The sequence below is a fragment of the Streptomyces sp. NPDC038135 genome (assembly GCF_055601245.1).
Genome location: NZ_JBVJXS010000008.1, coordinates 484,238 through 499,058, shown reverse-complemented (window position 1 = coordinate 499,058; position 14,821 = coordinate 484,238). Strand labels below are relative to the sequence as shown.

Below are 14,821 nucleotides of genomic sequence, written 5' to 3'. Positions count from 1 at the left end.
AACAGCGTCTCCGCCGGGTCCAGGTCGCGGATCGCCTCGTGCAGGTCGGCGCCGTCCACGTTGGAGACGAAACGGAAGGTCAACTCCCGTGCCGTATAGGCGCGCAGCGCCTCGTAGGCCATGGCGGGCCCGAGGTCGGAGCCGCCGATGCCGATGTTGACGACGTTGCGGATCCGCCTGCCGGTGTGGCCGGTCCACTCACCGGACCGGACCCGCTCGGCGAAGCCCGCCATCTTGTCCAGCACGGCGTGCACCCGGGGCACGACGTTCTCGCCGTCGACCTCGATCACCGCGTCCGGGGCGGCCCGCAGCGCGGTGTGCAGCACCGCCCGGTCCTCGGTGATGTTGATCCTCTCACCGCGGAACATGGCGTCGCGCAGCTCGAACACGCCGGTGGCGGCGGCGAGTTCCTGCAGCAGGGCCAGGGTCTCGTCGGTGATCAGGTGCTTGCTGTAGTCGATGTGCAGGTCGCCGACCCGGACCACGTAGCGCTCGGCGCGGCCGGGGTCCGCCGCGAACAGCTCGCGCAGGGACGGCCGTCCCGCGGCCCGGTGGTCCTCGAGGGCCGTCCACTCGGGGCGGCGGGTGAGCTCGGGAAGGTCTGACGGGGCGTCGGACATGTCAGGCGTGCTCCTTGGTCGCCTCGCCGCTGAGGGCGACGGCGTACATCTCGTCGGCGTCGAGGCGGCGCAGCTCCTCGGCGATGAGTTCGGAGGTCGGGCGGACCTTGAGGGCGAGGGTGCGCGGCGGCTGCCCCGGCAGGGTCAGCGTCGCCAGGGGCCCCTCGGGGCGGTCGATGACGATCTCGCCGTTGTCGGTGCCGAGCCGGACGGCGGTGACCACCGGGCCCGCCGTGACCACGCGGTCCACCGGCACGTTCAGCCGGGCCTCGAGCCAGCGCGAGAGGAGTTCGGCGCTGGGGTTCTCCCGCTCGGCCTCGACGGCGGCGGAGGTCACCTTCACCCGGGCCTGGTCGAGCGCGGCCGCCAGCATCGAGCGCCACGGCGTGAGCCGGGTCCAGGCGAGGTCGGTGTCGCCGGGCGCGTAGCTGCGGACCCGGGTCTCCAGGACCTCCAGCGGGCGCTCGACGGCGTACAGGTCGGTGATCCGGCGCTGGGCCAGTGCGCCCAGCGGGTCCTTGGCGGGGGTGTCGGGCGCGTCCACCGGCCACCACACGACGACCGGGGCGTCGGGCAACAGCAGCGGCAGGACCACCGAGTCGGCGTGGTCGGACACCTCGCCGTAGGTGCGCAGCACCACCGTCTCGCCGGTGCCGGCCTCGGAGCCGACCCGGACCTCGGCGTCCAGCCGGGAGGCGGTGCGGTCGCGCAGGGTGCGGGCGTGGCGCTTGATGACGACCAGGGTCCGCGAGGGGTGCTCGTGCGAGGCCTCCTCGGCGGCCCGGAGCGAGTCGTAGGCGTTCTCCTCGTCCGTGACGATGACCATCGTCAGGACCATGCCCACGGCCGGGGTGCCGATGGCCCGGCGGCCCCGGACCAGCGCCTTGTTGATCTTGCTTGCCGTGGTGTCGGTCAGGTCGATCTTCATGGCCTGCGCCAGCTCCGTCCGTCTCGTGCGAGCATCTCGTTTGCCTCTTCCGGCCCCCAGGTACCCGCCGGGTACTGGGCCGGCCTGCCGTGCCGGGACCAGTACTCCTCGATCGGGTCGAGGATCTTCCAGGACTCTTCCACTTCCTGGTGACGGGGGAACAGGTTGGCGTCGCCGAGCAGCACGTCAAGGATGAGCCGCTCGTACGCCTCCGGGCTGGACTCCGTGAACGACTCGCCGTAGGCGAAGTCCATGGACACGTCCCGGATCTCCATCGAGGTGCCCGGGACCTTGGACCCGAACCGCACCGTCATGCCCTCGTCCGGCTGGACGCGGATCACGATGGCGTTCTGGCCCAGTTCCTCGGTGGCGGTGGAGTCGAAGGGGGAGTGCGGGGCCCGCTGGAAGACCACCGCGATCTCGGTGACCCGGCGGCCGAGGCGCTTGCCGGTGCGCAGGTAGAAGGGGACGCCCGCCCAGCGGCGGTTGTCGATGCCCAGCTTGATCGCGGCGAAGGTGTCGGTCTTCGACTTGGGGTCGATGCCCTCCTCCTGGAGGTAGCCGACGACCTTCTCGCCGCCCTGCCAGCCGGCCGCGTACTGGCCGCGCACGGTGTGCCGGCCGAGGTCCTCCGGCAGCCGCACCGACTTCAGCACCTTCAGCTTCTCGGTGAGCAGCGCCTCCGCGTCGAACGCGATGGGCTCCTCCATGGCGGTGAGGGCCATGAGCTGCAGGAGGTGGTTCTGGATGACGTCACGGGCGGCGCCGATGCCGTCGTAGTAGCCGGCGCGGCCGCCGATGCCGATGTCCTCGGCCATCGTGATCTGCACGTGGTCGACGTAACTGCGGTTCCAGATCGGCTCGTACATCTGGTTGGCGAAGCGCAGCGCCAGGATGTTCTGGACGGTCTCCTTGCCGAGGTAGTGGTCGATCCGGAACACCTGGTCCGGGTCGAACACGTCGTGCAGGATCGCGTTCAGGTCGCGGGCGCTGGCGATGTCGTGGCCGAACGGCTTCTCGATGACCGCGCGCCGCCAGGCGCCCTGCGGCGGGGAGGCCAGGCCGTGCTTCTTGAGCTGCTGCACGACCTTGGGGAAGAACTTCGGCGGCACCGAGAGGTAGAACGCGAAGTTGCCGCCGGTGCCCCGGGAGGCGTCCAGTTCCTCGACGGCGTCCTTGAGCTGCTTGAACGCGGTGTCGTCGTCGAAGTCGCCGGGGATGAACCGCATGCCCTCGGAGAGCTGCTGCCAGACCTCCTCCCGGAACGGGGTGCGTGAGTGCTCGCGCACCGCGTCGTGCACGACCTGCGCGAAGTCCTGGTCCTCCCAGTCCCGGCGGGCGAAGCCGACGAGGGAGAAGCCGGGCGGCAGCAGGCCGCGGTTGGCCAGGTCGTAGACGGCCGGCATCAGCTTCTTGCGGGACAGGTCACCGGTCACGCCGAAGATGACCAGACCGGAGGGGCCCGCGATGCGGGGCAGCCGGCGGTCGTCGGCGTCCCGCAGCGGGTTCACCCAGTCGGCTGCCGGGCCGACCGGGACGCGCACGTCCCCGGTCGCGGCCGGCTTCTCCGGCTGCTGGGCGTCGGTCGTCATCACGCCTCAACTCCCTTGTTCCTCAACGACTCGGTGACGGCGTCCAGCAGCTCCTGCCAGGCCGTCTCGAACTTGGCGACACCCTCGTCCTCGAGCTGCTGGACGACCTCGTCGTAGGAGACGCCGAGCCGCTCGACGGACGCGAGGTCCGCGCGGGCCTGCTCGTAGCCGCCGGTCACCGTGTCGCCGGTGATCTCACCGTGGTCGGCGGTGGCCTTCAAGGTGGCCTCCGGCATGGTGTTGACGGTGCCGGGGGCGACCAGCTCGTCCACGTACAGCGTGTCCTTGTAGGCGGGGTCCTTCACGCCGGTGGAGGCCCACAGCGGACGCTGCTTGTTGGCCCGGTCGCCGGCGAGCGCCTGCCAGCGCCCGGAGCCGAAGACCTGCTCGTAGGCCTCGTAGGCCAGGCGCGCGTTGGCGAGGGCCGCCCGGCCCTTGAGGGCGAGGGCCTCGTCGGTGCCCAGCGCGGTCAGCCGCTTGTCGATCTCGCTGTCCACGCGGGAGACGAAGAAGGACGCCACCGAGTGGATCTTCGACAGGTCCAGGCCGCGCTCCCTGGCCTTCTCCAGGCCCGCCAGGTAGGCGTCCATGACCTCGCGGTAGCGCTCCAGCGAGAAGATCAGCGTCACGTTGACGCTGATGCCGAGGCCGATGACCTCGGTGATCGCCGGCAGGCCCGCCCGGGTGGCCGGGATCTTGATCATCACGTTGGGGCGGTCGACCAGCCAGGCGAGCTGCTTGGCCTCGGCGACCGTGGCCTCGGTGCGGTGGGCGAGCCGCGGGTCGACCTCGATGGAGACCCGGCCGTCGCGGCCGTCGGAGAGGGTGTACACGTCCCGCAGGACGTCGGCGGCCGCGCGCACGTCGGCGGTCGTCATCATCCGCACGGCCTCGTCGACCGTCACGCCCCGCACCGCGAGCTCGGTGAGCTGCTCCTCGTAGCCCTCGCCGGAGCCTATGGCCGCCTGGAAGATCGAGGGGTTGGTGGTGACGCCGACGACGCCGCCGCCGTCCACGAGAGAGGCCAGGCCGCCCGAGGTGATGCGGCTGCGCGACAGGTCGTCCAGCCAGACCGACACCCCCTCGTCGGCGAGGCGCTTGAGGGCTCCCGGGGTGGCGATTGCTTCGGTCACAGTGATCTTCTTTCCTATCGCGTCGGTATCAGGCGTGCGTGGCGGCCAGCGAGTCGCGGGCAGCGGCGGCGACGTTCTCTGGGGTGAAGCCGAACTCGGCGAACAGTGTGGCCGCGTCGGCGGAGGCGCCGAAGTGTTCGAGGGAGACAATCCGACCTGCGTCGCCCACGAAGCGGTGCCAGGTCAGGCCGATGCCGGCCTCCACGGCGACCCGGGCCTTCACGGCCGGCGGCAGCACCCGCTCCCGGTAGGCGCGCGGCTGCTCCTCGAACCACTCCACGGACGGCATGGACACCACCCGGGTGCCGACCCCCTCGGCCTCCAGCAGGTCCCGCGCGGCGACGGCGAGCTGCACCTCGGAACCGGTCGCGATGATGATCACCTCCGGGGTCTCGGTCGACGACTCGCGCAGCACGTAGCCGCCCTTGGCCGCGTCCTCGTTCGGCGCGTAGGCGGGCACGCCCTGTCGGGTGAGAGCGAGGCCGTGCGGGGCAGGGGCGGTGGCGTGCCTCTTCAGGATCTCGGCCCAGGCGATCGCGGTCTCGTTGGCGTCCGCCGGGCGGACGACGTTCAGGCCCGGGATCGCGCGCAGCGAGGCCAGGTGCTCGACCGGCTGGTGGGTCGGGCCGTCCTCGCCGAGGCCGATGGAGTCGTGCGTCCAGATGTAGGTCACCGGGAGCTGCATCAGCGCCGACATCCGCACGGCGTTGCGCATGTAGTCGGAGAACACCAGGAAGGTGCCGCCGTACACGCGGGTGTTGCCGTGCAGGGCGATGCCGTTCATCTCCGCGGCCATCGAGAACTCGCGGATGCCGAAGTGGACCGTACGGCCGTACGGGTCGGCCTCGGGCAGCGGGTTGCCGGCGGGCAGGAAGGAGCTGCTCTTGTCGATGGTGGTGTTGTTCGACCCGGCGAGGTCGGCGGAACCGCCCCACAGCTCGGGCAGCACCGGGCCGAGGGCCTGCAGCACCTTGCCGGAGGCGGCGCGGGTGGCGACGGACTTGCCCTCCTCGAACACCGGCAGGGCGTCCTGCCAGCCCTCGGGCAGCTCGCCCTTGCTGACCCGGTCGAAGAGCCGGGCCCGCTCGGGATGCGCGGTCCGCCACTCGGCGATCCGCTTGTCCCAGGCCGCGTGCGCCTCGGCGCCCCGGTCGAGGGCCCGCCGGGAGTGGTCCAGGACCTCGTCCGCGACCTCGAAGGTGCGCTCCGGGTCGAAGCCGAGGAGCCGCTTGGTGGCGGCGATCTCGTCCTCGCCCAGCGCGGAGCCGTGGGAGGCCTCGGTGTTCCGCGCGTTCGGGGCCGGCCAGGCGATGACCGTGCGCAGGGCGATGATGGAGGGCCGACCGGTCTCGGCCCGCGCGGCCTCCAGCGCCGAGTGCAGCGCGGGGACGTCGACGTCGCCGTCCGCGGTGGGCGCGACGCGCTGGGTGTGCCAGCCGTAGGCCTCGTACCGCTTCAGCACGTCCTCGGAGAAGGCGGTGGCGGTGTCGCCCTCGATGGAGATGTGGTTGTCGTCGTAGACGAAGACGAGGTTGCCGAGCTTCTGGTGGCCCGCGAGCGAGGAGGCCTCGGCGGAGACGCCCTCCTCCAGGTCGCCGTCGGAGACGATCGCCCAGACCGTGTGGTCGAAGGGGGACTCGCCCTGCGGGGCGTCCGGGTCGAACAGACCGCGCTCGTAGCGGGCGGCCATCGCCATGCCCACCGCGTTGGCCACGCCCTGGCCGAGCGGGCCGGTCGTGGTCTCCACGCCGGCGGTGTGGCCGTACTCCGGGTGGCCGGGCGTCTTGGAGCCGTGCGTGCGGAACGCCTTCAGGTCGTCCAGCTCCAGCTCGTACCCGGCGAGGAAGAGCTGCGTGTACAGGGTCAGCGAGGTGTGGCCGGGGGACAGGACGAAGCGGTCACGGCCGGTCCACTCCGGGTCGGCAGGGTCATGACGCATCACCTTTTGAAAGATCGTGTACGCGACAGGGGCCAGGCTCATCGCGGTGCCCGGGTGTCCGTTGCCGACCTTCTGCACCGCATCCGCAGCGAGAAGGCGGGCGGTGTCCACGGCGCGCCGGTCGAGGTCGGTCCACTCGAAGCCTGCGGGTGTCTGCGCGCTCATCTTCAAGAAGTCCTCGCTTCGCGGGTAAGTGCTGGCCGTACGCGTTCAAATCTAAAAGTCTGACTTTTTCGAGGAAAGGTCGGGGTGTGTCAGCCTGTGGTGAATCTGGGACAGTGATCGCGCGAGCGGAACGGCATACGGAGTACATGACGGACGAAAGACCCCGAGCCGGGGGCGATGGCATGGACGGCGACGCGATCAGGACCTTCCCCTTCCCGGCCGACCTGGCCGTCGGGGGCGTCGGCATGCAGGTGGGCCCCATGGGGGGCGACCGCACCTGGCACGCCGACGCCCCCCTGCACCGCGTCCACCGCATCGACTTCCACGTGGTCATGCTCTTCACCGACGGCCCCGTGCGGCACATGGTCGACTTCGCCGAGTACCGGGCCGAGGCCGGGGACCTGCTGTGGATCCGCCCCGGGCAGGTCCACCGCTTCGCCCAGGGCAGCGAGTACCGCGGAACCGTCCTGACCATGCAGCCCGGCTTCCTGCCCCGTGCCACCGTCGAGGCCACCGGCCTGTACCGCTACGACCTGCCGCCGCTGCTGCGCCCCGGACCGGAACAGCTCTCCGCGCTGCGGGCGGCCCTCGAACAGCTCCGGCGCGAGTACGAGGACACCGAGACCCTGCCGCTCAGCCTGCACACGGCCGTCCTGCGGCACAACCTCACGGCGTTCCTGCTGCGCCTCGCCCATCTCGCGGCCAGTTCGGCCGAGGCGGCCAGACGTCCGGCGGACAGCACCTTCACGCTCTTCCGCGACGCGGTCGAGAAGGGCTTCGCCACCCAGCACAGCGTCAGCGCCTACGCGGACGCGCTCGGTTACTCCCGCCGCACGCTCGTCCGCGCGGTCCGCGCGGCCACCGGCGAGACGCCGAAGGGGTTCATCGACAAGCGGGTGGTGCTGGAGGCCAAGCGCCTGCTCGCCCACACGGACCTGCCCATCGGCCGCGTCGGAGCCGCCGTCGGCTTCCCCGACGCGGCCAACTTCTCCAAGTTCTTCCAGCTCCACACCGGCTTCACACCGGTCGCGTTCCGGGCCGAACTGCACTGACCCGGACCCCGCTCGTGCCGGGGGTCCGACGCGGCGGCGCCCGGGCGCGCCCGCCTAGGATGCGCGGGGGAGCCGCACGGGAGGCAGGGTGAGCACATGAGGAGCCGGGCCACGGCACTGGTGGTGCAGAACGGTCCGAACGGCGGGCCCGGCCGGTGGGCCGGCTGGCTGGCCGAGGGCGGCGTCGACCTGGACGTGGTCCGCGCGGACACCGGGCAGGAACTGCCGGACCGGCTGGAGCACGAGGCGCTGATCGTGCTCGGCGGCGGCTACCTGCCCGACGACGACACCCGGGCCCCGTGGCTGCCGCGGACCCGGACCCTGATGGGCCAGGCGCTGGAACGCGACGTGCCGGTCTTCGGGATCTGCCTCGGCGGACAGATGCTGGCGCAGGTGGCGGGCGGCGAGGTGAAGGGGGAGCACGGCGAGCCCGAGTTCGGCAGCACGGTGCTGACCCTGCTCCCGCCGGCGGCCGGGGACCCGCTGTTCGCCGGGCTGCCCGAGCGCCCCGCCGCGGTCGAGAACCACGTGGACGCGATCGTGCGGCTGCCGGCCGGGGCGCGCCCCCTGGCCCGCAGCGAGCGCTGCCCCCACCAGGCCTTCCGGCTCGGCCGCTCGGCGTGGGGCGTGCAGTTCCACCCCGAGGCCGGCCCCGAGCAGATCGCGCGCTGGCCGCGGGAGCGCCTGTCCCGGTACGGCGTCGACCGGGACGAACTGCTCCGGGCGGCCCGGTGGGCCGATTCCGCCGCGGCCCCGGTGTGGCGCGAGGTCGCGTTGAGGTTCGCGCGGCTGGTGCGTCAGCGCCCCGCGCCGGCGGCCGGCTGACGGCGCCCGGGCCCGTCACCGTCGAGCGGTCACGGGCCCGGGACGTGGGGTCGCCTCGTCAGTGACCGAAGTCGAACCAGTTGACGTTCACGAAGTCGGCCGGCTGGCCGCTGGTGAAGGTCAGATAGACGTCGTGCGTGCCGGTCACCCCGCCGATGTTCGCCGGGACGGTACGCCACGACTGCCAGCCCCCGGTGTTGGCCAGCGCGAAGCTGCCGATCGGGGCGCTGCTCCGGCTGTCCAGCCGCACCTCCACCAGTCCGCTCACTCCGGACGCGGCCCCGCTCGCCACCCGGGCGTAGAACTGCCTGGCCGCCGTGGAGCCGAAGTTGACGCCCTTGTACAGCGCCCAGTCGCCGTTCGCGAGGGAGCCGATGTCCTGTCCGCCGCCGGAGTCGGTGGTGGACTCGGGGATCACGCCGGACTGGCTGTCGTAGGACTCGGCCTGGATGGCGCTGTAGGCGTCCCGGTTGCCGGAGGGCGGGGGAGTGGTGCCGCCGCCACCGCCGCCGGAGGACTGCAGGACCTGCACGTAGTCCACGGTCATCGGGTGGTTCGGCTCGGTGCCGCTGTCGGGCCCGCCGCCGAAGGCGCCCGGGAAGCCGCCGCCCATCGCCACGTTGAGGATGACGAAGTAGCCGTGGTTGGTGGCGTTGGCCCAGGTGGTCGCGTCGACCTGGTTGGCCTTCACGGTGTGGAAGTTGACGCCGTCGAGGTAGAAGCGGATCTCCTCGGGGCTGGTCGAGCGGTCCCACTCCATCGCGTAGGTGTGGAAGCCGGCCTGACAGGTGCTGCCGGTGCAGGACGTGGAGTTGCCGATGCCGGAGGTCTCGTTGCAGGGGCCGCCCGGGTTGGTGCCGCAGTGCATCGTCGACCAGTCGGTGTTCAGGCCCTGGACGTTCTCCATGATGTCCAGCTCGCCTACGGCGGGCCAGTTCTGGTAGTTGCCGCGGAACGGCGAGCCGAGCATCCAGAACGCCGGCCAGTAGCCCTTGGCGGCGGCGCCGGTGACGTTGGGCATCTGGATGCGGGCCTGCACCCGCAGCTTGCCGCCCGCCGGGGGCTGGAAGTCGGTGCGCGTGGTCTCGATGCGGCCCGAGGTCCAGTGGCCGGAGGCGTCCCGGCGCGGGGTGATGAGCAGGTTGCCGCTGCCGTCCAGCGCCACGTTGCTGGTGCTGGACGTCATCGTCTCGACCTCGCCGGTGCCCCAGTTGGCGGCGCCGCCGGGGTACGAGGTCCCGGTGTCGTACTGCCAGTTGGAGGTGTTGACGCCGGAGCCGGCCGAGCCGTTGAAGTCGTCGAGGAACACCTGGGTCCAGCCGGACGGCGGGGTGGGGGCGGACGCGCTCGCCGGGGCGGTGGCGGCCGTCGCGACCGCCGTGGCCAGACCGACGGTCGCGGCGACCGCGACCAGCGTGCGGCGGAACAGCCGAGGTCTGGACCTGCCGGAGGAATCGCTCATGGGGGAGAGCCTCTCGGGTACGGATGTGGTGTGCGGGGAGGCCTTGGAAGCGCTCCCATCGGTGTTGAGAGCGCTCTCAGGGCGTCGCCAAATGTGCTCCCCGCGCCCCCGGTCGTCAAGAGTTAAAGCAGCGAAAGTCCTTTGGAGGCGCGGGAGTTCACCCCATGAAGCCACCCGTACCGGAGCAGACCGCGCCGCCGTGGCGGGGCCCGGCGGCGGGCACGGCGCACCGGCCCGCACGTTCGGCCGGTCCCGCCCGCGACACGGGGGCCGTCCCTTCGCCCGCGCCGATGTGCGAAGGTGCAGGCGTGAGACTGACGATTCTGGGCGGCGGCGGCTTCCGGGTCCCGCTGGTGTACGGGGCGCTGCTGGCCGACCGCGGTGCGGGCCGGGTCACCGAGGTCGTGCTGCACGATGTGGACGACAGGCGGCTGCACGCGGTCGCCCGGGTGCTGGCCGAGCAGGCGGCGGACGTCGCCGACGCCCCGCGCGTGACCACCACCACCGACCTCGACGAGGCCCTGCGCGGCGCCGACTTCGTCTTCTCCGCTATCCGAGTCGGCGGGCTCCAGGGGCGGGCGGACGACGAGCGGGTGGCCCTGGCCGAGGGGGTCCTCGGCCAGGAGACGGTCGGCGCGGGCGGCATCGCCTACGGCCTGCGGACCGTCCCGGTCGCCGTCGACATCGCGCGGCGGGTGGCCCGGCTGGCCCCCGAGGCCTGGGTCATCAACTTCACCAACCCGGCGGGGCTGGTCACCGAGGCCATGTCCCGCCACCTCGGCGACCGCGTGATCGGCATCTGCGACTCGCCGGTCGGCCTCGGCCGCCGGGTGGCCCGGGTGCTCGGGGTGCGGCCCGAGGACGCCTGGATCGACTACGTCGGCCTCAACCACCTCGGGTGGCTGCGCGGACTGCGCGTGGAGGGCCGCGACGAACTGCCCCGCCTGCTCGCGGACCCGGGACTGATCGGCTCCTTCGAGGAGGGCAGGCTCTTCGGCGCCGACTGGCTGCAGTCGCTGGGCGCGATCCCCAACGAGTACCTGCACTACTACTACTTCAACCGCGAGGCCGTCCGCGCCTACCAGGAGGCGGAGCAGACCCGCGGCGCCTTCCTGCGCGAGCAGCAGGCGCGCTTCTACGACGAGGCCCGCCGCACGGACGCCTCCGCCCTCGGCGCCTGGGAGCGGACCCGCGCCGAACGCGAGGCGACCTACATGGCGGAGAACCGGGAGACGGCGGGCGCGGGTGAGCGCGAGGCGGAGGACCTGTCGGGCGGCTACGAGAAGGTGGCCCTCGCCCTGATGCGGGCCGTCGCCCGGGACGAGCGCACCACGCTGATCCTGAACGTCCGCAACCGGGGCACCCTGTCCGTCCTGGACGACGACGCCGTCGTCGAGGTGCCCTGCCTGGTCGACGCCAACGGCGCCCATCCGGTCGCGGCCGCCCCGCTGCCCGGCCATGCCACCGGGCTGGTCTGCGCGGTCAAGGCGGTCGAGCGCGAGGTGCTCGCCGCCGCCGGGTCGGGGTCGCGCGCCACGGCCGTGAAGGCCTTCGCGCTGCATCCGCTGGTCGACTCGGTCCAGGTGGCCCGGCGCCTGGTGGAGGGGTACACGGCGGTTCATCCGGGGCTCGGGTACTTGGCGTAGCGCCGGCGGCCGGCCACCGGACCCGCCCCGCGGACCCGGCGTGGAGACGCGGGCCGAAGGTTCTCCGGGCCGGCCGGCCGCTCCCCGTGACCGCGGCCGGCCGGTCCGAACCCCCGTTCAGGCCCCGTGCTTCCCCCGTCGGGACCTCCCCCGTGCTTCCCCCGTGTCCCCCTTGTTCCTGCTATGGAGAGTCGCGGGACCGCCCCCTGATACACCCCCGGACGAAAGAAAGTCCCCCGGCTCTGGAGCCGGGGGAAGCGGCCGTGCAGGGGGCCGTGCTCAGCCGGTGAAGCCGGCCGTGATGGAGGTGAACTGCCAGTTGCTCTGGCTGATGCCGGAGCAGTTGCTCACCACGCCGCCGCCCGGGCAGGGCCGGTCGCGGTTGACCGCCCAGTAGGCGAGCCGCGCGATGTGGTGGGAGTTGGCCCAGTCGCGGATCTGGGTCCAGATCGCCGGGGTGGTGTTCTCCTGCTGGTCCGACAGGCCGTTCATGCCGGAGATGCCGATGTGCGAGTACGCGGTCGCGTCGTCCCAGCCGAACGTCGACTTGAGCTTGTTCTTCAGCCCGTCGGCCGCGTTCACGGTGTTGCCGTACATGTCGGAGCCGCCGCCGAAGTCGAACGGCATGATCGTGAAGACGTCGATGTTGGCGCCCAGCGACTGCGCCTGCTCGATGAGCCGGTTGCCGTAGTAGGTCGGGCCGGTGGTGGAGGTGCCGAAGGTGACGATGGTCTTCAGGCCGGGGTTGTTCGCCTTGACCGTCTTCAGCGCGGTGAGGATCCGCGCCTGCACGGCCTCGTTCTCGAACTCGTCCGTGTTCTCGATGTCCATGTCGATCGCCTTCAGCGAGTAGGCGTCGATCACCTTCTGCAGCGCCCCCGCGAGCGCGCTCGCCGACGAGCAGTTGGCGCCGAGCTTGCTGCCCTGCCAGCCGCCGAACGACGGGACGATGTCACCGCCCGCCGAGCGGATCTGGTTGATGGCGGTCTGGTCGACGCCGCCGGTCAGCGCCCGGCTGCCGTCCCAGGCCGGGTTGCAGCCGCCCGAGTCCAGCACGAACGCCATGGTGAACCACTTGACCCCGGTCGCGCTCATCACCGTGGCCGGGTTCGGCGGGTCGCCCCAGCCCTCGTACAGATAGGGGGCCGCCTGCTTGAAGCCGGTGCCGCCGCCGGTCCCGGCGTCCGTCGTGACCGACACCGAGTTGGAGGCCGGCGAGACGTTCCCGGCCGCGTCCCGCGCCTTCACGGTGAAGGTGTACGACGTGCTCGGGGACAGCCCGGCCACCGTGGCGGAGGTGCCGGAGACGCTGAGCACCTGGCTCGATCCGGCGTAGACGTCGTACGCCGTCACGCCCACGTTGTCCGAGGCGGCGTTCCACTTCAGCGACACGCTCGAGGAGGACTTGCCGGTCGAGGTGAGCCCGCCCGGCGCGGTCGGCGCCTGGGTGTCCCCGCCGCCGGTGCCGCCCGGGCCGTCGAGCTGGACGTCGTCGGCGTAGTACGAGCCCTGCGCGTACCAGCCGTGCACGTAGATGGTGGCGCTGGTCTGCGAGGCGCCGGTGGTGAAGGAGACGCTGAGCTGGCTGTACGCGGACGGGGAGGTGGTCCACGTGGAGGCGCCGCCGTCGACGCCGAGGTACACGTACGAACCCCGGACCCAGCCGCTGAGGGTGTACGCGGTGTTCGGCTTGACCGCGACCGTCTGGCTGCACTGCGCGTTGTCGCTCGAACTCACCGCCCCCTGCAGCGCCTTGGCGCCGCTGTGCACGGGGGAGGAGACGACCGAGCCGAGGTTGCCGGTACAGGTCCAGGGGGACAGGCCGCCCGACTCGAAGCCGGGGTTGGTGAGGACGTTGGCCGCCTGTGCGGTGCCCGGAAGGGCGACGGCCCCGCCGAGGGCCAGGGCGGCGGAGCCGAGCAGGGCGAGGAGCCGGCGTCTGGGACGCCCGAGTGTGTGGCGCACGCGATCTCCCTGTGGGGATGGGGGTGTTCGGGAGTGCAGGGGAATGCGGAAGGTGCGCTGAACAAGTTGGTATGGACCAATCGCGGTGTCAATAGGACGGGTGCGGATTGGTCCGGACCGGTGCCGAGGAGTGCGTCACGCGGGCGCGGCGGCGGGGGCGCCGGCCTCCCGGGCGGCTCCGTCGGCGGGCGCCGGGACCGCGGGGAGCGGAGTCTCCGGGGTCCGCTGCTGGGGCACGGACACCGGCCGCAGCGTGCGCGGCGCCGACACCACCGTGTAGTCCTGGCCCAGGAACGGGGGCTCGATCACGCCGGGGTCGTCGCCCAGCGCCAACCGCACGGCCGCCCACGGCGCGTTGACCCCGCAGAGCGAGAGCTGGTGCAGCCCGCCGGCCGGCCGGGTGTTGACGTCCATCAGCACCGGGCGGTCCCCGTGCATCCGGAACTGGATGTTGGACAGGTAGTGCAGCCCGAAGCCCTCCGCGAGCATCCGGGCCGGCCCCAGCCACCGCTCGCGCAGCGTGAAGCCCCGGCGGCGGCCGTTCTTGGTGCGGCCCACCGCCAGCCGGACCCGGTTGTCCGGCCCGGTCAGGCAGTCCACCGACACCTCCGGCTGCTCCAGCCGCGGCATCACCAGCCAGTCCACCGGCTCCTCGGCCTGCCGCAGCGCCTCGACCACCAGGTCGAGCTGGACGTACGGCCCGGGGAACCCGCTCAGCTGCGTGAGCGAGAAGGGCGCGCGCGTGATCATCCGGAAACCGACCCCGCCCGCCCCGGACGCCGGCTTGAAGCAGGCCCGCTCTCCCGCCGCCTCCAGCTCCTCCACGGCGGCGACGAGTTCGTCCGCCGTGCGCACCCGCCACCAGGGCGGCACCGGCACGCCGACCGCACGCGCGGCCTCGTAGGCGGTCGCCTTGTCCTCGAACACGGCCACCGCCTCGGGCGTCGGCGCCAGCAGCGCGGTTCCGGCCGCCCGGAACTCCGCGCGGTGCGCCACGATCGCCGCCTGGTGCAGCCGGGGCACGAACACGTCGATCCCGCGCCGGACGCACTGGTCGAGGGCGTACTCCACGTACGCGGCCGGCGACAGGCCGGCCGGCTCCAGCTCGGCGGTGTCGGCGGCGGCCAGCACGGGGGAGTCGGCGTCACCGTGCGTGGCGTGGATCTCGACCGCCCGGTCGCTGGGATTCCTCCGCAGCTGGTCCATGAAGAAGACGTTCTCCGCGTACGTGCGGTTGAGCCAGACGCGTACGCGAGAGGCCATGCAGGCCGCCTTTCGGGGTTTCCGGGCAGGACGCAGCGGCCCGTGCCCGGGCAGGAGGGAGGAAGGGACACCAAACGGCCCTGTCGAAGGGGGAGTTAGGGGCGTCGATGTCGGGGCGATCATACGGCTTTCAAACGCTCGCGCGTGCAACGCGCAGGTTACGGATTCCCCGGCCCGCGCGGACGGGCGCTGGCCGAAGATCCCCTTGCCCGTGCCCCGTGGATGTGTTCT

The 14,821-nt window shown here is 72.2% G+C and carries 11 protein-coding genes; 3 read left to right on the top strand and 8 right to left on the bottom strand.

Annotated elements, in window-relative coordinates:
• The 5 genes from ACZ7JA_RS25090 to tkt all read right to left on the bottom strand — a co-directional run.
• Positions 1-620, bottom strand: a 620-nt coding sequence (locus ACZ7JA_RS25090; RefSeq protein WP_470810530.1) for a glucose-6-phosphate isomerase, incomplete at its 3' end; no start/stop codon positions are given.
• Between the two features lies 1 nt (position 621).
• Positions 622-1,548: a glucose-6-phosphate dehydrogenase assembly protein OpcA gene (gene opcA, locus ACZ7JA_RS25085; RefSeq protein WP_351668143.1), complete on the bottom strand. Its 927-nt coding sequence runs from the start codon at positions 1,546-1,548 to the stop codon at positions 622-624.
• On the bottom strand, positions 1,545-3,140 hold the full coding sequence (zwf, locus tag ACZ7JA_RS25080) for a glucose-6-phosphate dehydrogenase (RefSeq protein WP_389301124.1): 1,596 nt from the start codon (positions 3,138-3,140) through the stop codon (positions 1,545-1,547). The genes opcA and zwf overlap by 4 nt, the downstream gene beginning before the upstream one ends.
• A complete protein-coding gene (gene tal / locus ACZ7JA_RS25075) occupies positions 3,140-4,273 on the bottom strand; it encodes a transaldolase (RefSeq protein ID WP_403675977.1) in 1,134 nt (377 codons plus the stop codon). Before tal ends, zwf begins: the two co-directional genes overlap by 1 nt.
• A 28-nt stretch (positions 4,274-4,301) precedes the next feature.
• Entirely contained in the window at positions 4,302-6,377 is a 2,076-nt protein-coding gene (gene tkt, locus ACZ7JA_RS25070) for a transketolase (protein ID WP_470810527.1), read from the bottom strand.
• A gap of 146 nt (positions 6,378-6,523) precedes the next feature.
• On the opposite strand from tkt, the gene ACZ7JA_RS25065 reads away from it, so the two are divergent.
• Both ACZ7JA_RS25065 and ACZ7JA_RS25060 read left to right on the top strand, forming a co-directional pair.
• Positions 6,524-7,429 carry a helix-turn-helix domain-containing protein gene (locus ACZ7JA_RS25065; RefSeq protein ID WP_389453195.1) on the top strand — a complete coding sequence of 302 codons (906 nt, stop codon included), beginning with the start codon at positions 6,524-6,526 and terminating at the stop codon, positions 7,427-7,429.
• 96 nt (positions 7,430-7,525) lie between these two features.
• Complete coding sequence (locus ACZ7JA_RS25060) at positions 7,526-8,254, top strand: type 1 glutamine amidotransferase (RefSeq protein WP_470810525.1); 729 nt, start codon at positions 7,526-7,528, stop codon at positions 8,252-8,254.
• Between the two features lie 58 nt (positions 8,255-8,312).
• Here ACZ7JA_RS25060 and ACZ7JA_RS25055 read toward each other — a convergent pair whose 3' ends face one another.
• Positions 8,313-9,716 (bottom strand): glycoside hydrolase family 16 protein, encoded by a 1,404-nt coding sequence (locus ACZ7JA_RS25055; protein WP_351668153.1) that lies wholly within the window; start codon positions 9,714-9,716, stop codon positions 8,313-8,315.
• Positions 9,717-10,024: 308 nt separating this feature from the next.
• Here ACZ7JA_RS25055 and ACZ7JA_RS25050 point away from each other — a divergent pair, with 308 nt between their 5' ends.
• Positions 10,025-11,362, top strand: coding sequence for a 6-phospho-beta-glucosidase (locus tag ACZ7JA_RS25050; protein WP_389301141.1), 1,338 nt, complete (start codon positions 10,025-10,027; stop codon positions 11,360-11,362).
• A 279-nt stretch (positions 11,363-11,641) separates the two neighbouring features.
• On the opposite strand, the gene ACZ7JA_RS25045 is transcribed toward ACZ7JA_RS25050, so the two are convergent.
• Together ACZ7JA_RS25045 and ACZ7JA_RS25040 are read right to left on the bottom strand one after the other, a co-directional pair.
• Entirely contained in the window at positions 11,642-13,327 is a 1,686-nt protein-coding gene (locus tag ACZ7JA_RS25045) for a carbohydrate binding domain-containing protein (protein WP_351668157.1), read from the bottom strand.
• Positions 13,328-13,462: 135 nt separating this feature from the next.
• Entirely contained in the window at positions 13,463-14,590 is a 1,128-nt protein-coding gene (locus ACZ7JA_RS25040) for an ATP-grasp domain-containing protein (RefSeq protein WP_351668159.1), read from the bottom strand.
• Between the last annotated feature and the right edge of the window lie 231 nt (positions 14,591-14,821).

Excerpts from the sequence above, each read along its gene's own strand:
- tkt (WP_470810527.1), bottom strand. The coding sequence starts at position 6,377 with ATGAGCGCGCAGACACCCGCAGGCTTCGAGTGGACCGACCTCGACCGG.
- ACZ7JA_RS25040 (WP_351668159.1), bottom strand. The coding sequence starts at position 14,590 with ATGGCCTCTCGCGTACGCGTCTGGCTCAACCGCACGTACGCGGAGAAC.
- opcA (WP_351668143.1), bottom strand. The coding sequence starts at position 1,548 with ATGAAGATCGACCTGACCGACACCACGGCAAGCAAGATCAACAAGGCG.
- zwf (WP_389301124.1), bottom strand. The coding sequence starts at position 3,140 with ATGACGACCGACGCCCAGCAGCCGGAGAAGCCGGCCGCGACCGGGGAC.
- ACZ7JA_RS25065 (WP_389453195.1), top strand. The coding sequence starts at position 6,524 with ATGACGGACGAAAGACCCCGAGCCGGGGGCGATGGCATGGACGGCGAC.
- ACZ7JA_RS25060 (WP_470810525.1), top strand. The coding sequence starts at position 7,526 with ATGAGGAGCCGGGCCACGGCACTGGTGGTGCAGAACGGTCCGAACGGC.
- ACZ7JA_RS25055 (WP_351668153.1), bottom strand. The coding sequence starts at position 9,716 with ATGAGCGATTCCTCCGGCAGGTCCAGACCTCGGCTGTTCCGCCGCACG.